The organism is Streptomyces sp. NBC_01264, from assembly GCF_026340675.1.
Lineage (GTDB): Bacteria > Actinomycetota > Actinomycetes > Streptomycetales > Streptomycetaceae > Streptomyces.
Genome location: NZ_JAPEOX010000002.1, coordinates 701,590 through 716,786, shown reverse-complemented (window position 1 = coordinate 716,786; position 15,197 = coordinate 701,590). Strand labels below are relative to the sequence as shown.

The 15,197-nt window shown below is 70.5% G+C and carries 14 protein-coding genes and 1 pseudogene; 7 read left to right on the top strand and 8 right to left on the bottom strand.

Annotated elements, in window-relative coordinates; all coding sequences use genetic code 11:
- Position 1: 1 nt before the first annotated feature.
- The 3 genes and pseudogenes from OG435_RS36170 to OG435_RS36160 all read right to left on the bottom strand — a co-directional run bounded on the left by OG435_RS36170 (position 2) and on the right by OG435_RS36160 (position 2,319).
- Positions 2-552 (bottom strand): annotated as a pseudogene (locus tag OG435_RS36170) ((2Fe-2S)-binding protein).
- Positions 553-637: 85 nt separating this feature from the next.
- Positions 638-841: a hypothetical protein gene (locus tag OG435_RS36165; protein WP_266883556.1), complete on the bottom strand. Its 204-nt coding sequence runs from the start codon at positions 839-841 to the stop codon at positions 638-640.
- Positions 842-909: 68 nt separating this feature from the next.
- Complete coding sequence (locus OG435_RS36160) at positions 910-2,319, bottom strand: ferredoxin reductase family protein (RefSeq protein WP_266883554.1); 1,410 nt, start codon at positions 2,317-2,319, stop codon at positions 910-912.
- Positions 2,320-2,597: 278 nt separating this feature from the next.
- Here OG435_RS36160 and OG435_RS36155 point away from each other — a divergent pair, with 278 nt between their 5' ends.
- A complete protein-coding gene (locus OG435_RS36155) occupies positions 2,598-3,290 on the top strand; it encodes a response regulator transcription factor (RefSeq protein ID WP_266883552.1) in 693 nt (230 codons plus the stop codon).
- Positions 3,287-4,663, top strand: coding sequence for a sensor histidine kinase (locus OG435_RS36150; RefSeq protein ID WP_266883550.1), 1,377 nt, complete (start codon positions 3,287-3,289; stop codon positions 4,661-4,663). The genes OG435_RS36155 and OG435_RS36150 overlap by 4 nt, the downstream gene beginning before the upstream one ends.
- An 8-nt stretch (positions 4,664-4,671) precedes the next feature.
- Here OG435_RS36150 and OG435_RS36145 read toward each other — a convergent pair whose 3' ends face one another.
- Positions 4,672-5,346 carry a TetR/AcrR family transcriptional regulator gene (locus OG435_RS36145; protein ID WP_266883548.1) on the bottom strand — a complete coding sequence of 225 codons (675 nt, stop codon included), beginning with the start codon at positions 5,344-5,346 and terminating at the stop codon, positions 4,672-4,674.
- Between the two features lie 571 nt (positions 5,347-5,917).
- On the opposite strand from OG435_RS36145, the gene OG435_RS36140 reads away from it, so the two are divergent.
- The gene (locus OG435_RS36140) at positions 5,918-7,189 is read left to right on the top strand and encodes an MFS transporter (RefSeq protein WP_266883546.1); all 1,272 of its coding nucleotides are present in this window, start codon (positions 5,918-5,920) and stop codon (positions 7,187-7,189) included.
- A gap of 77 nt (positions 7,190-7,266) precedes the next feature.
- The gene (locus tag OG435_RS36135) at positions 7,267-8,385 is read left to right on the top strand and encodes an alpha/beta hydrolase (protein WP_266883544.1); all 1,119 of its coding nucleotides are present in this window, start codon (positions 7,267-7,269) and stop codon (positions 8,383-8,385) included.
- A 70-nt stretch (positions 8,386-8,455) separates the two neighbouring features.
- Here the strand turns inward: OG435_RS36135 and OG435_RS36130 are convergent, their stop codons facing one another.
- The 4 genes from OG435_RS36130 to OG435_RS36115 form a co-directional block, all read right to left on the bottom strand.
- Entirely contained in the window at positions 8,456-9,517 is a 1,062-nt protein-coding gene (locus OG435_RS36130) for a threonine aldolase family protein (protein ID WP_266883542.1), read from the bottom strand.
- Between the two features lie 37 nt (positions 9,518-9,554).
- A complete protein-coding gene (locus tag OG435_RS36125; protein ID WP_266883540.1) occupies positions 9,555-10,133 on the bottom strand; it encodes a helix-turn-helix domain-containing protein in 579 nt (192 codons plus the stop codon).
- 100 nt (positions 10,134-10,233) lie between these two features.
- Entirely contained in the window at positions 10,234-11,001 is a 768-nt protein-coding gene (locus OG435_RS36120) for an enoyl-CoA hydratase/isomerase family protein (RefSeq protein ID WP_266883538.1), read from the bottom strand.
- Positions 10,998-12,218: a thiolase family protein gene (locus OG435_RS36115; RefSeq protein ID WP_266883536.1), complete on the bottom strand. Its 1,221-nt coding sequence runs from the start codon at positions 12,216-12,218 to the stop codon at positions 10,998-11,000. Before OG435_RS36115 ends, OG435_RS36120 begins: the two co-directional genes overlap by 4 nt.
- A 103-nt stretch (positions 12,219-12,321) precedes the next feature.
- Between OG435_RS36115 and paaI the strand changes: the two genes are divergently transcribed.
- The 3 genes from paaI (at position 12,322) to OG435_RS36100 (ending at position 15,066) form a co-directional block, all read left to right on the top strand.
- The gene (gene paaI / locus OG435_RS36110; RefSeq protein ID WP_266883534.1) at positions 12,322-12,753 is read left to right on the top strand and encodes a hydroxyphenylacetyl-CoA thioesterase PaaI; all 432 of its coding nucleotides are present in this window, start codon (positions 12,322-12,324) and stop codon (positions 12,751-12,753) included.
- Positions 12,750-14,096, top strand: a complete 1,347-nt coding sequence (gene paaK / locus OG435_RS36105; protein ID WP_430625804.1) for a phenylacetate--CoA ligase PaaK — start codon at positions 12,750-12,752, stop codon at positions 14,094-14,096. The genes paaI and paaK overlap by 4 nt, the downstream gene beginning before the upstream one ends.
- 202 nt (positions 14,097-14,298) lie before the next feature.
- On the top strand, positions 14,299-15,066 hold the full coding sequence (locus tag OG435_RS36100; RefSeq protein ID WP_266883532.1) for a carbonic anhydrase: 768 nt from the start codon (positions 14,299-14,301) through the stop codon (positions 15,064-15,066).
- The last annotated feature ends 131 nt before the right edge of the window (positions 15,067-15,197 follow it).

The window sequence follows — 15,197 nt, the reverse complement described above, 5'->3', positions numbered from 1 at the left end:
TTCACCCACCCTTCGCGGTCTGCTCGATGGCCGTGACGATGTTCGTGTAGGCGCCGCAGCGGCAGAGGTTGCCGCTCATCCACTCACGGATCTCCTCCCGGGAGCGGGCGTGCCCCTCCTTGATGCAGGCCACACCGGAGACGATCTGGCCCGGCGTGCAATATCCGCACTGCAGCCCGTCGTGATCGATGAACGCCTGCTGGAGGGGGTGCAGCCGGTCACCGTGCGCGAGTCCCTCGATGGTGGTGACGCGCGCGCCGTCGTGCATGACGGCGAAGCTGAGGCAGGAGTTCACCCTGCGCTCGTCCACCAGGACCGTGCACGCCCCGCAGGCCCCTGGTCGCAGCCCTTCTTCGTGCCGGGCAGCCCCAGGTGCTCCCGTAGGAGGTCGAGGAGCGAGGTCCTGTTGTCCACCACCGCGGACCGCTGCTTCCCGTTGACGGTCAGCCCGACCGTCGATGTCGTGCCGACGCGGGCCTGGGCCAGGGTCGCGGAGGCGTCGGGCGCACACCGGGAAACCGGCAGGGGCAGCCCCACGGCAGCCGTCGACATCACCAGGAATCGCCGTCTGCCCACGGGAGTACGCACTCGACCGCCTGAACACTCAGAGAGAAATTGGCACTACACAGCGTAACGGTTACTTGCTCTCGCCCGGCTTTCCGACGTGTTCGCCGTCGCCGGGGGTGTCGTCCCCCGGCTTGGCCGGGGGGCCGCTGCCGGGTTCGGGACGGTTGCCGCCGTCGCCGGTCTTGCCCGTGGTGCCCGAGAGGATGAGCTGGAAGGCGAGGAGGAGGGCCGCGACGGCCAGGGTCGCGGTGATCCAAAGGGTGATGCGTCGCATGGGTCTGCTTCCTGTGCGTACGTAGAAGGGGGGAGGGGACGGGACGGGTGGGGAGGACGGGGTGGGGGTTACCAGGCGAACTCCTCGGTGTGGATGTCGTCCCGGTGCGCTCCGGCCGCTGTCGCGGCCCTGCGTACGGCGCCGATCCAGGCGGGCGGGCCGCAGACGTAGACGTCGCACCGGTCGATGTCGGGGACGAGATGCCGCAGGGCCTGGACGTCGTCGCCGAGGTGGCCGGGGCCGGCCGGCTGCCAGGAGGTGTTCGCGCGGCGCGGACCGGGCAGCAGGATCAGCTCGACGCCCCGGCGGTCGGCGATGGCGCGCAGCTCCTCGGTGAAGACGGCGTGCTCCTCTTCGCCGTACCGGTAGATCAAGGTGGCCTCGCCCGGGGCGTAGGCGGTGTCTTCCAGGAGGGCGCGCATCGGGGTGATGCCGATGCCGGCGGCGATCAGGAGCATGCGGGGCCGGGTGCGGCGGCGCGCGGTGAGGGTGCCGTACGGGCCTTCGATCAGGATGCGGGTCCCGGGGGTGAGCCGGGCCGCGCGGGCGCTGCCGTCGCCCGCGGCTTTGATGGTGATGCGCAGCCTGTCGTCGGTGGGGGAGGCGGAGAGGGTGTAGGGGTTGCCGCGGCTCCAGCCGGGGCCGTCGAGGAAGCGCCAGATGAAGAACTGGCCGGAGGCGGTCCTCATCCGGTCCAGGCGGTGGCCCTCGGCAGTGATGGAGACGACTCCGGGGGCTTCGACGTGCACCGATTCCACCCGCAGCCGGTGGCGCAGGGAGCGCCAGGCGGGCAGGGCGATCCGGTAGAGGAGGGCGGAGGCGAACGCGAAGCCGTAGAGGCACCACCAGTAGACGCGGGTCCACGTCTCGTGGAAGTCGGCGCCGTCGGTGAAGGTGTGGGGGAAGGTGGCCGCGATCCCCGCGTACGAGTACAGGTGGAGCAGGTGCCAGGACTCGTAGCGCAGCCGCCGCCGGGCGGCACGGATCGACGTGACCACGACCATGATCAGCAAGAGGGTGCCGACGGTCGCGAAGAGCATCCACGAGTCGGTGACGAACAGCCGTACCAGCGCTTCGAGGAACGCGGCGGGCTGCCGTAGTACGCGCTCGGCGGCGAACAGGGCGACGTGGGCGATCATCAGCCAGAAGGAGGCGAAGCCGATCCAGCGGTGCCGGCGGGTGAGCAGGTCGTGGCCCCAGGCCCGCTCGACCCAGGGGATCCGGGCCAGGAGGACGACTTGGAGGACCATCAGGTCCGAGGCCAGCAGCCCGGTGAGCTGACCGAGGGAGCCCATCGCCCGGTCGGGGGTCGTGAGGCCGAGCGGGCCGCCCTGGTTCATCACCCACAGCGCGACGACGGCGACCGCGGACAGGATCGCGAGCGCGCCGAGCGGGTCGGCGGGGGTGAAGCCCCTCTGGGTACGGCGGCGGGTGGGCGGTTCCCGGTGCCCGCGGGGCAGGATGCTGGTCAGGGTCATGCGCGGCGTTCCTTCGTCACGTGGTCCACGAGCCCCGGCCGGGGCGTGCTCGGAGCGTGTCGACGCTTCTTGTGGCCGCTCTAAGAAACCTGTGGTGCTGCCACCTGCCGACCGACGGCCATCAGGGCGTTGACCTGCGTCGACGCTGTGAAGCGAGAGCCGGCCGGCAGGAGGAGGCCCCGCGTGGTTCTTAGACTTCCTTGTCGTTCGGCGCTCATCCTGGACCGGTAGCAGCCCTGACCGTCGTCCGGGCGCCGCGCGAGAGGTGGAGGTGAGCGATGACGGCGGGCAGGAAGCCTGAGGTGCTCGTGGTCGATGACGATCCCGGTGTGCGCGAGGCCCTGAAACTGGGACTCGGGCTGGAGGGCTTCACGGTCCGTCTGGCCGAGGACGGCGAGGACGCCCTCGCGCGGATCGCCGACCGGCTGCCTGCGGTCGTCGTCCTGGACGTGACGATGTCGGGCCTGTCCGGCGTGGAGGTCGTACGGATGCTGCGGGCCCAGGGCCGGACCCTGCCGGTGTGCATGCTGTCAGCGCGCGACGAGGTCGACGACCGGGTCGCGGGCCTCGCGGCGGGTGCGGACGACTACGTAGTCAAGCCGTTCTCCGTCGCGGAGCTGTCCGCGCGCCTGCACGCCATGGTGCGCCTGCACGAATCGACCGCGGTACGGCCGCTGGTCATCGGTGACATCGCGATCGAGCCGGCCCGGCGGGCGGCGTCCCGCGCGGGCCGGGACCTGCAGTTGACCACCCGCGAGTTCGACCTGCTGACCGCGCTCGCCCACCGGCCCGGTCAGGTCCTCTCCCGCGGCCAGCTGCTGGAACAGGTCTGGGGCTACACCTGGGATGTCGACACCAACGTCGTGGACGTCTTCATCGGCTATCTCCGCAAGAAGCTCGAAGCCGACGGCGGCCCCCGCGTGCTGCAGACGGTCCGCGGCATCGGGTTCGTCCTGCGGACCTGCCCGTGAGGTGGCGTCCGCGCGGCCTGCGCTCCCAGATCACCGCCGCGATCGCCGCTCTGGTGACGGTCGTGGTCGCGCTCGCGGGCCTGGTCATCGTCGCCCGCATCGACCATCGCGACCGCACGGACGTGGACCGCCAACTCGCCGCCCGCGCCCAGAAGGTCCGCCAGGACGCCGACAAACTCCTCGGACAAGGCGATCACGAGGACGACCACGCGGAGGGGGACGAGGGCCGGGACGACTACGGGGGCCTGCTGGCCGGCAGCCAGAGCCTCGTGCGCCTCCTCTCCGACGGGAAGGTCATCGCCCAACGTGGCGATTCACCCCCCACCGCGCTTCCCCTCCCCGACCGCGACGGATACCGCACCATCGAAGCCGATGGGGAAACGTGGCGATCCCTGACCGGGCCGCTGAACCCGGCAGGGGACCGCCTCGAAGTCCTGCAGGACGTCGACTCCATCGAGCGCCGCCTCGCCGACAACACCGCCCTCGTCGCGGCCGTGACCGCCCTCGCCGCGCTCGCGGCGGCCGCCGGAGTGTGGACGACCACCCGGATCCTGCTCCAGCCCCTCCAACGCCTGCGCACCGGAGCCCTCGCCGTCAGCGCCGACACCACCGCCCCCCAACTCCCCGAGGTCACCCACCCCCAAGAGGTCGCCGACCTCTCCCGCGCGCTGAACACCATGCTCGACCAGCTCCGCACCAGCATGGAATCCACCCGCCGCTTCACCGCCGACGCGGGCCACGAGCTGCGTACTCCCCTCACCAGCCTCGGCGTCACGATCGAAGCCCTGCAACGCAACCCCGACCTTCCCGCGCCACAACGCGCCCGGGCCCTGGCCGCCATGAGCAACGAGCACCACCGGATCACCGGCCTGCTCACCGGACTGCAGACCCTGGCACGTGGCGACGCCCACGCCCTGCCCGACCGAACCCCCGTCGCCCTCGACGTACTCCTCGAAGAAGCCGTCACCCACGCGGTCCGCCGCCACCCCACCGTCACCTACCGGCTCACGGCCGATACCCCGGCGACCGTCAACGGCTGGCCCGCGGGCCTGCGGACGGCCATCGACAACCTCCTGGACAACGCGGCCCTGCACGGCCGCCCCGACGGCAACGTCGACGTCCGGCTCACCCGGGCCGAAGGCGAAGTCCGGATCAGTGTCTCCGACGACGGTCCGGGGATCCCTCCCGACCAGCGACAGACCATGAAGGAACGCTTCACCCGCGGCCCCCGTACGCGCGCCACCGGATCCGGCCTCGGCCTGGCCCTGGTCGAACAGCAAGCCCATCTCCATCAGGGCACGTTCCACCTCGCACAGAGTCCCGCCGGCGGACTGCGGGCCACGATCAAGGTCCCGTCGGCCGGCCCGGTCTAGGGGCCCGGCTACGGGCGCTCGGAGCCGTCCGGCCGCGGCGCCGGGGGCTTCGGCGGCCAGGTGTGGCGCAGCTGGTCCTCGGTCATGGCGGACGTACGCGGTCCCGCGGGCCGCTCCAGTCCGAAGCCCGTCAGCAGGACGTCTACGTAGCGGCGCCATGCGTCGGGCGCGATCGCGTGGGTGCGGTCGGCGACGGCGCCGATCATGTAGAGGAAGGCGTACACGTCGGGACTGGCGAAATCCGAACGGACCGCGCCGGACGCGACCGCCCGTTCGACGATGCCCTCCACGAGACCGGCGAGTTCCTCACGCATCCGGGCGAGCGACGGGACGTCGGTGCTCGCGTTCGCGAGGATGACCTCCAACGCGCGGTCAACGGCCCTGAGCCGCGCGGCGTCGAGGAGGTAGCGGTACAGCGCTCCACCCGGTGTCGGCTCCCCAGCGGACTCCGTCGCCAGCCGCAGGAAGACCGTGAACCGCTCCGTGAAGAGGTCGTCGATCAGGGACTGCAGGTCCGGGAACCGTCGGTAGACCGTTGCGACTCCGACGCCGGCCTCGGCCGCGATCTCGTTGAGGGTGACGGTGGTGCCCCGCTCCGCGAACATCCGGTCGGCCGTATCGATGATCAGTCGACGGTTTCGTTCCGCATCCGCTCGCAGTGGGCGTTGGCTGTCCCGGCTCATGCCACGACATTCTCCACCTCCCACGGTCCGAGTAGGTCATCACCCTACGGTTAAGTGGATAGTCTCATCCGCTTAGCTCGCCCTCAAGACCCGTGCGGTGTCAAATAAATGGAGATCATTGCTCCAGTTGGGGCGCACGGTAGCACGGAGGAGCACCTCCGCCCACCCGTCGCGCGGCACCTCGCGAAGCCTCCTCGGAGCTCCGGATGCCCGCGGGCGACGGTGTCGCGGCGGGCGGGCGGGAGCATCCCGGCGAGCGGGCGAGAAATCCCGCAAATCCGACACCCGGGCTTCTTGGTATCCGCTCGGTCCAACTCCTTGACAGCGGTTGGACCGCTCTCTTTACTGGCCGAACACGAGACGACCAATCGTTCGGTCGGGGGTCGTGGTGGCCATCGGTCATCAGGCCCGCAGTGATTCGCGACAGGGTAAACCCGCCTCACGAAGGCCTGCCCGTCGCGCATTCGACAGACCCCCATTCCCTGGCGCAAGCCATCCCGTCTGGAGAGAAATGGCCATCAACCAGGAGTTGAGTGAAAGAGCGGCCCCGCAAAGGATCAACCCCCTTCGCGTGGCGGCAGCGAGTTTCGTCGGGACCGCCATCGAGTGGTACGACTACTTCATCTACGGGATGGCCGCGGCAGTCGTTTTCGGACCGCTGTTCTTCCCTACGGTCTCCCCGGCGGCGGGCACCCTGGCGGCGTTCGCGACCTACTCCGTCGGCTTCGCGGCCCGGCCGCTCGGCGGCATCGTCATGGGGCACTTCGGGGACCGGGTGGGTCGGCGATCCATGCTGCTCATCTCCCTGTTGACCATGGGTCTCGCGACCGTCGGCATAGGGCTGCTGCCCACCTACGAGACGGCGGGCGTCTGGGCGCCGATCCTCCTGGTGACCCTTCGGTTCATCCAGGGAATCGGAGTCGGCGGCGAATGGGGCGGAGCGGTGCTCATGGCCGTCGAGCACGCCCCCGAGCGCAAGAAGTCCTTCTACGGGAGTTTCCCGCAGATGGGCGTACCGGGCGGGCTGATCATCGCGAACCTGGTCTTCCTTGGTCTGACCACGAATCTCAGCAAGGCGGAATTCATGGAGTGGGGCTGGCGGGTGCCGTTCCTGGCCAGTTCCGTTCTGATCATCGCCGGTATCGTCATTCGATTCACGGTGACGGAGAGCCCGGACTTCGAATCGGTCAAGAACGCCGGATCCGAGCAGCGCCTTCCGATTGTCGCCGTACTGCGCGAGAGCTGGAAGGAAGTCCTCCTTTCCGCCGGCGCGTTCATCGGCATCAATGCGGTGGGCTACACCTTCATGAGTTACCTGCTGTCCTACACGACCGCGGTACTGGGTTTGAGCAGGAACCTCATCCTCACCTTCACCCTGATCGCGTCCCTGGTGTGGCTCGCGGTCATCCCCTGGGCCTCGGCACTGTCGGACCGGCGCGGCAAGCGCGGAGTCCTCACCGTCGGATCGGTCGGTCTGGCCGTCTGCGCCGCGATCCTCTTCCCGCTGATCAACACCAAGACCCCGGCACTCATCCTGATCGCCCTGCTCGTGACCGCGGTGTTCATGGGCATCGTCTACGGCCCGATCGCGGCCCTGTTCTCCGGGCTGTTCAAGGCGGAGGTCCGCTACAGCGGCGCCTCGCTCGGCTACCAGCTCGGATCGGTCCTGGGAGGCGGCATCGCCCCGACCGTCGCGACCGCCCTCTACACGAGCTGGGGCTCCACCACCCCGATCAGCGTCTACCTGACGGCCGTCACCCTCGTCAGCCTCGGCTGCGTGTGGCTCGTGACCCGCGGAAGGAGCGGCCGGCCCGCAGTCGGCGCCGACGCCGGCGGGCTGTAACAGGCCGCACCAGCTCTTCCGTGAGGCCGGCCGAAGAGCCGCGCCGGCCTCATCCCGCAACGATCCGAAGGAGAATCGTGACTCTCAACTCGCGGAGCATGCTCGTAGGCGCGGCCATGTGCGGACTGGCCCTGGTGGCGGGCGCTCCAGGGGCGGCCGTGGCCACGGCGCAGACGAGCGCGACGGCCGCGCCGCCAGCCGGCTGCGGATCACTCCCGCCGTTCAGTGGTGTCCCCTTCGCCGCCACCGTGGCGGCCGGTGACATGCGTACCAGCGTGCTCATCGCCCCCCGGGCGACCGACCCGCAGATGCAGTGCGGAGCCAGGGCCCTCACCCTGCGCACCGATGTCACGTACGGAACGGGCACGAGTGCCGGCGGGCAGCCGCGCGGACTGGAACTCGATGTCCAGTCCCCGACGACCGGCGGTCCCAAGCCCCTCGTCGTGTACGTCCCCGGAGGCGGATTCGTCACCGCCGACAAGTCCCAGTCCCTCGACAAGCGAACCCACATCGCCGAGCAGGGCTACGTGGTGGCGTCCGTTGAGTACCGCACCGTCCTCGACGGGGCGACCTACGTCGACGGGGTGGCGGACGTCAAAGCCGCGATCCGGTACCTGCGCGCCCACGCCGCCGAGTTCGGCATCGACCCGAGCCGCGTCGCCGTCTACGGGGAGTCCTCCGGCGGGTACCTGGCCTCCATGGTCGGCACCACCGGCGGGGTCCAGAAGTTCGACCAGGGCGACAACCTGAACCAGAGCAGCCGGGTCCAGGCCGTGGTCGACCTGTTCGGGGCTTCCGACCTCTCCAAGTTCGCCGCCGACTTCGACCCCGCGACCCGCGGCTACTTCGAGGCCTCCGTCGACAACCCCCTGGTCAAGTACGTCCTGGGCCCCAACCAGCAGGCTCGGCTGCTGGACGTGCCCACAGCCGTCGCGGCGGCCAACCCGGTCACGTACGCAGACCGCGCCGATCCGCCGTTCGTCCACTTCCACGGCACCCAGGACCGCGTGGTCTCCCCGAGCCAGACCCTGATCCTCCACGAGGCCCTGCTCAGGAAGGGCGTCGCGAGCACGCGCTTCGTCGTCAAGGACGCCGGCCACGGCAGCCTCGTACCGAACGGGGACACCAGTGCTCCCATGTGGACCACGACCCAGATCATGAACCGCGTCACGACCTTCCTCGACTGGCAGTTGTGAGGCCCTGACCGGCCCGGCTCCCGCCCCGCAGTCGCGTCCCCACCGGTCGCGCTGCGGGGCCGACGCGTTCTCAGCGGGTGTGCCGGCGGACCGCGTCGAGGAGCTGGTCGATGTCCTCGGCGCTGTGCGAGAACGCGGTGACGAACCGGACGATCCCCGCCTCCCAGCGGTCGTGGTAGAAGGCGTAGCCCTCGGCCAACAGCCCTTCGGTGACCTGCTGGGGCAGCCGGCAGAAGAGGATGTTCGCCTCCGGGACGGCCAGAAGTCCGGTGCCGGGAATGGCCTTGAGGCCCTCTCCGAGCCGGATGGCCATCGCGTTGGCCTGGCGGGCGTTGTCCAGCCACAGGCCGTCGGTGAGATAGGCGTCGATCTGGGCCGTCTGGAAACGCATCTTCGAAGTGAGCTGGCCGGCGCGCTTGGCACGGAAGGCGAGCTCGGAGGCGAGCGTGGGATCGAAGGAGACGATCGCGTCGGCGGTCATCGCCCCGTTCTTCGTCGCACCGAAGGACAGGACGTCGACCCCGGCCTTCCAGGTCATCTCCGCAGGGGTGGCACCGAGGTGGACCAGGGCGTTGGCGAAGCGGGCGCCGTCCATGTGCACCCGCAGCCCCGCGTCCTTGGCGATGGCGGACAGGGTACGGATCTCGTCCAGGGTGTGGACGCTGCCGCTCTCGGTGGCCTGGCTGATGCTGAGTACGGACGGCTGCACGCTGTGCACGTCCCCGGCCCGGCGGCGTACCGCCTTCTTCAGCAGTTCGGGGTCGATCTTGGTGTCGGGGCCTGCGACGTCCACGAGCTTGGCGCCGTTCGAGAAGAACTCGGGGGCGCCGCATTCGTCGTGGTTGATGTGGCTGTCGGGGTGCGAGAGCACGCTGCCCCAGGGCGGGGTGAGGGCGGCCAGGCTCAGGCCGTTGGCGGCGGACCCGGTGGAGACGGGGAAGAGGCCGACCTCCCGCTCGAAGACCTCGCCGAGCCTGCGGCGGGCGCGCCCGGTCCAGGGATCGTTGCCGTACGGGAGTACCTGCCCGGTGGCCGCGTCGGCGACGGCGCGGGCTATCCGCGGGGAGGCCCCGGCCATGTTGTCGCTGATGAAGGCGCGACCGGAGGGGGTGGTGGCGATGGCGGTGCTCATGTGGGGGGACTTCCTTGTCGCTCAGGTACTCGGGTACTCAAGTGCTGATGGGTGAGGCGAAGACGACGGTGATGTCCACCTCCTCGGCGCCGGTGCGATAGAAGTGCGGGGCGTCCCCGGCGAAGGCGAGCATGTCGCCGGGACCGAGGTCCTGCGGAGCCTCGACCGGGCCTGCGGTGACGTAGCCGGTGGCGATGAGCAGGTGCTCGATGGTGCCGGTGGCGTGGGGGACACCGGCGAGCTCCGTCTCGGGCGGAATGCGCAGCCGCCAGATCTCCAGGCTGTTGCCGCTGCTGATGCGGCGCAGCAGCTCCCGGGAGACCTCGCCCGGCTCGGCGTCCGTGCCGGCCCGGAAGACCGGCCCGGTGTCGGCGTCGCGCGCCAGCAGGTCGGCGATCGGGATCCGCAGGGCGATCGCGATCGCGTCGAGGGTGTCGATCGTCGGATTGCCGTTGCCGGACTCCAGCTGCGAGAGCGTGGCCTTGCTCAGTCCGGCGCGGCGGGCCATCTCCGCGGCGCTCATGCCGCGCTGTTGGCGGCGCAGACGGATCTTCGCGCCGACGGCGGCCGCGGTGCTGCTGACCGGTCGGCGGCCGGTCGGAGGGGGAGGCGTCATCAGTGATCCCGGACGGTGCATGAATGAACCATGCGTTCACTATAACGTACGACTCCGGTATGGCGAACCTTACGTTCGTTTTACTGAACGCTCCGGTGGGTCATGCCTCCCGATCCGTGCGGTCCGCCTTCTTCTCCAGGAACCGGGTCATGCGGTCCCGTTTGTCCTGCCCCTCGAAGAGCACGGCCTGTGCGAGGTCGTCGGCCACCGGGTGGGCGCCCGGGGCGCCGGCGACGAGCTTCGTCAGCCGCAGTGCGACGGCGGAGGAGCGCGCCATGCGATCCAGCAGGGCGTGCGCCTCCGTCAGCAGGTCGTCCGCCGGGACGACGTCGATGACCAGCCCGCAGGCCAGTGCGGCGGAGGCGTCGAGGTTGCGGCCGGCGAGCAGGACCTGTTTGGCGATCGACTCGCCGACCAGCTCCGGCAGCCTCCAGCACGCCCCGGCGGCGGCGAGGATCCCGAGACCCGGTTCGGGGTTCCCGAACACCGCGTCGGGGCCCGCCAGGCGGATGTCACAGGCGTAGGCCAGTTCCGCACCCCCACCCAGCGCCCACCCGTCGACCGCGGCCACGGTGGGCATCGGCAGTCTGCGGATCCGCTCGAACAGGCGGCTGTTGATGCCCCGCAGCGCTTCGTCGCGGCCGCGTTCCAGCAGTTCGGCGATGTCGGCGCCACCGGCGAAGACGCCGCCGTGGCCGGTGAGCAGCAGCAGGCGGGGCTCGCGCTCCAGCAGGGCGCACACCTCGTGCAGTTCCCCGATCATGAGCCCACTGATGGCGTTGCGGGCGCCGGGGCGGTGCAGCGTGACCACCACGCGGTCCTCGCGTTCCTCCACGATCAGCGTCCGATAGGTGCCGCTGTCGCTCATACGCGTTCCACCAGCATGGCGACGCCCTGGCCGACGCCCACGCAGAGCGTGGCCAGGCCGCGGCGGGCGTCCTCGCGTTCGAGCCGGCCGATCAGGGTGAGCAGGATTCGGGCACCGGACGCTCCGAGCGGGTGGCCGAGCGCGATGGCGCCACCGTCGGCGTTGACCCGCTCTTCGTCCAGCTGGAGCCGGCGGATGACCGCCAGTGCCTGCGCGGCGAACGCCTCGTTCAGCTCCACGGCTCCCAGGTCACCGCTCCGCCAGCCCGCTCGGGCCAGCGCCTTCTCGGTCGCCGGGACCGGGCCCAGGCCCATGAGGTTGGGCTGCAGGCCCGCCGACGCGGAGGTGACGATACGGGCGCGCGGGGTCAGACCGTAGCGCTCGACGGCCGCTCCGCTCGCCACCACCAGGGCGGCCGCGCCGTCCGACAGCGGGGACGAGGAACCCGCGGTGACGATCCCGCCCTCCCGGAAGATCGTGCGCAACGTGCCGAGTCTGTCCAGGGTGGTGGACGGCCGGGGATTCTCGTCCTCGGTGACCGCGCCGTCCTTGACCGGCACGGGCACGATCTCCCGGTCGAAGCGGCCCGCGAGCCGGGCCGCCACGGCCCGCTGGTGGCTGCGGAGCGCGAAGGCGTCCGATTCCCTACGGGTGATCCCGTCGAGCGCCGCGACCTCCTCGGCCGTCTCGCCCATGGACAAGGTGGTCCTGACCGCCTCGGGCCCGGCGTCGCCCGGCACGGCGCGATCGGCGGCGGTGAAACGGGGGTTGGTGAAACGCCAGCCGAGGGACGTGTCGACGATCTCGCCGGGCTTGGCCCACGGGGTGCCGGGCTTCTGCATGACCCAGGGCGCGCGCGTCATCGACTCCACGCCGCCCGCGACCACGACCTCGGCCTCGCCGGAGCGGATGGCCTGCGCCGCGGAGGCCACGGCCGTCAGCCCCGAGGCGCACAGCCGGTTGACGGTGTAGCCGGGGACGGTGTGGGGGAGCCCGGCGAGGAGCACGGCCATGCGGGCCACGTCGCGGTTGTCCTCGCCGGCCTGGTTGGCGGCGCCGAGGATGACCTCGTCCACCGCCTCGGCGGGGACGCCGGCCCGGCGGACCGCTTCACCGACGACCAGTGCGGCCAGGTCGTCCGGCCGTACGGAGGCCAGGGCGCCGCCGTAGCGGCCCTGCGGGGTGCGTGCCCCGTCGACCAGGTAGACCTCAGGCATGGATGTCTCCACCTCTTGACAGGCAGTTCCGATGTGGGATTACTTGAATCGCACCGAAACGCTAACCGAATGTTCGGTCGGTAGCCAAGGTGGTGAAGAGCACATGGACAGAACAACACCCGCACCTGTTCAACAAGGCCCCGCTCATGCGATGTTCGCCGCCGACGCGGCGTCCCGGAACCTGAGCATCGACCTCCGGATGGCATGCGACGGAACTGCCGTCGCGCACATGACCGTGACTGCCGAGATGGTCAACGGCCACGGCATCGCCCACGGCGGCTATCTGTTCCTCCTGGCGGACACCGCGTTCGCCTGCGCGTGCAACAGCCACGGGCCCGTCACCGTGGCCGCGGGTGCGGACATCACCTTCGTCGCGCCGGCCCACCAGGGCGATCTGCTGGTGGCCACCGCACAGGAACGCACCCGCTACGGACGCAGCGGCATCTACGACGTCACCATCCAGCGCGGCGACGAGGTGATCGCGGAGTTCCGCGGCCGAAGCCGCACCCTCAGGCCCGCCAAGGAGAAGCCATGAGCACCAGCACGACAGTTCCCGACGGCCTGGTCCGCCGAGTCGGTGAGACGCCCCCTCCGGGCCTGCTGGACGCCGCGGAACGGATGACCGCCGAAGAGCTGAGGACCGTACAACTCGCCCGCCTGCAGGACACTCTCCGGCACGCGTACCGCAACGTCGAGCTCTACCGCCGCAAGTTCGACCGGGCCGGCGTCAAGCCGGAGGACTGCCGCACCCTCGCGGACCTGGCCCGGTTCCCGTTCACCACTAAGGCCGACCTGCGCGACAGCTACCCGTTCGGCATGTTCGCCGTCCCGACGGCCGATGTCCGCCGCATCCACGCCTCCAGCGGCACCACCGGGCGCCCCACCGTGGTCGGTTACACCGAGCGGGACCTCTCCCTGTGGGCCGACGTCGTGGCCCGCTGCATCCGCGCCGCAGGCGGCCGGCCCGGCGACATCCTGCACAACGCCTTCGGGTACGGCCTGTTCACCGGCGGACTCGGCGCCCACTACGGAGCCGAACGCGCCGGCTGCACCGTCATTCCGGCCTCCGGCGGCATGACGGCGCGACAGGTGCAGATCATCCAGGACTTCAAGCCCAGAATCATCATGGTCACCCCCTCCTACATGCTCGCGCTCCTCGACGAGTTCGAGCGCCAAGGCGTGGACCCCCGTACCACCTCGCTGGAGATCGGCATCTTCGGTGCGGAACCCTGGACCGAGCAGATGCGCTCCGAGATCGAGGAACGCCTCGACATCCACGCCGTCGACATCTACGGCCTGTCCGAGGTCATCGGCCCCGGCGTCTCCGCCGAATGCGTCGAGACCAAGGACGGACTGCACATCTGGGAGGACCACTTCTACCCCGAGGTGCTCGACCCGCTCTCGGACGAGGTCCTGCCCGACGGCGAAAGCGGAGAGCTGGCCTTCACTTCCCTGACCAAGGAAGCCATGCCCATCATCCGCTACCGCACCCGCGACCTCACCCGGCTGCTGCCCGGCACGGCCAGGCCCGCCTTCCGGCGGATGGAGAAGGTCACCGGCCGCTGTGACGACATGATCATCCTGCGCGGAGTCAACGTCTTCCCCACCCAGATCGAGGAAATCGTCCTGCGCATCCCCGCCCTGTCCCCGCACCACCAGCTGGAGTTGACCCGGCGCGGCCGGATGGACCACCTGACCGTCCGCGTGGAGGCACGCCCGGACGCGACTCCGGGCGAACGCACCGCCGCCGCGGGCACCCTCGCCAAGGGAGTCAAGGACGGGGTCGGGGTCTCGGTCACCGTCGACATCGTCGACCCGGAAACCCTCGAACGCTCGGTCGGCAAACTCCGCCGCCTGGTCGACTCCCGCGAGCGGTGACCGGCAGCCCCGGCATGCCGGTGGCCGTAGACGGGGAGAAGGCTAAGCCGAACCGCGCCTCGACCGCATCGAGTTCCCGCTCGTCGAGGCCGGGGCCGATCTCGGTCCGGAGCATGTCCTGATCGAGCCGGGCTCCGGGAGGAACCCGCCATTTCCGTCCGGGGGTGGTCCCGGCGGGCCGGTGCGGGGTTAGCGTCCCCGAATGTCTTCGAACACACAGGCGGCTTCCGCCAGTTCACCCAGTCGCCGCCTCCTCCTGCGCACCGCCCTGGCCGGCACGGCGGCCGCCGGGTCCGCCGGGGCCGTCCTCGGGCTCGGCTCCGTCTTCCCCGCCTCCGCCTCCGAGGCCTCCGCCGAGGCCCTGGACGGGGCCCGTCCGCAGACCCCGGAGGAGGCGCTGCGGCGCCTGGCGGCCGGGAACCGGCGCTGGGCGGCGTACCGCCAGCAGCACCCGCACGAGTCGCGTTCCGTACGGCTCCAAGTGGCCCGGGAGCAGCACCCCTTCGCGATCGTGCTGGGCTGCGTCGACTCCCGGGTGCCGCCCGAGCTCGTCTTCGACCAGGGGCTCGGGGATCTGCTGACCGTGCGCGCGGCGGGAGAGGTGCTGGACGAGGCGGTGCTCGGCAGCATCGCGTACGGGGTCCTGGAGCTCGACGTCCCCCTGGTCCTGGTCCTCGCCCACCAGTCGTGCGGGGCCGTCGGCGCCGCGGTGCACGCCGACGAGACGGGCACCGAGCTGCCCGCTCACATCCAGTACCTGGCGGAGCGGATCCGGCCGTCCATCGACCACGGCCAGCACGGCGAGGCACGGGTCGCCGCCACCATCGACGCCCACGCGCGCCGGACCCGGGACCTGCTCGCGGCGGAGCCGGACCTGGCCCGCAGGATAGCCACCGGCCGGCTCGCCGTGGCGGTCGCACGCTACGACCTGTTCGACCAGCGGGTCCGCATGCTGCGCTCCGAGCGATAAACACCGCTCGCATATCGGCACCACGCACGAACAGCACACACAAACACCCCGGACCGATTGACGGCCGGGGTGTTTGTGTGCGTATATTTGACGTTTCACATCGAAGGGAAACCTTAGATGTGAAGAAGCTT

What these genes read in the sequence shown, in the direction of transcription:
- OG435_RS36130 (WP_266883542.1), bottom strand. Translation starts at nt 9,517, where the DNA reads ATGAGCACCGCCATCGCCACCACCCCCTCCGGTCGCGCCTTCATCAGC.
- OG435_RS36145 (WP_266883548.1), bottom strand. Translation starts at nt 5,346, where the DNA reads ATGAGCCGGGACAGCCAACGCCCACTGCGAGCGGATGCGGAACGAAAC.
- OG435_RS36155 (WP_266883552.1), top strand. Translation starts at nt 2,598, where the DNA reads ATGACGGCGGGCAGGAAGCCTGAGGTGCTCGTGGTCGATGACGATCCC.
- paaI (WP_266883534.1), top strand. Translation starts at nt 12,322, where the DNA reads ATGGACAGAACAACACCCGCACCTGTTCAACAAGGCCCCGCTCATGCG.
- OG435_RS36115 (WP_266883536.1), bottom strand. Translation starts at nt 12,218, where the DNA reads ATGCCTGAGGTCTACCTGGTCGACGGGGCACGCACCCCGCAGGGCCGC.
- OG435_RS36100 (WP_266883532.1), top strand. Translation starts at nt 14,299, where the DNA reads ATGTCTTCGAACACACAGGCGGCTTCCGCCAGTTCACCCAGTCGCCGC.
- OG435_RS36120 (WP_266883538.1), bottom strand. Translation starts at nt 11,001, where the DNA reads ATGAGCGACAGCGGCACCTATCGGACGCTGATCGTGGAGGAACGCGAG.
- paaK (WP_430625804.1), top strand. Translation starts at nt 12,750, where the DNA reads ATGAGCACCAGCACGACAGTTCCCGACGGCCTGGTCCGCCGAGTCGGT.
- OG435_RS36165 (WP_266883556.1), bottom strand. Translation starts at nt 841, where the DNA reads ATGCGACGCATCACCCTTTGGATCACCGCGACCCTGGCCGTCGCGGCC.
- OG435_RS36125 (WP_266883540.1), bottom strand. Translation starts at nt 10,133, where the DNA reads ATGACGCCTCCCCCTCCGACCGGCCGCCGACCGGTCAGCAGCACCGCG.
- OG435_RS36160 (WP_266883554.1), bottom strand. Translation starts at nt 2,319, where the DNA reads ATGACCCTGACCAGCATCCTGCCCCGCGGGCACCGGGAACCGCCCACC.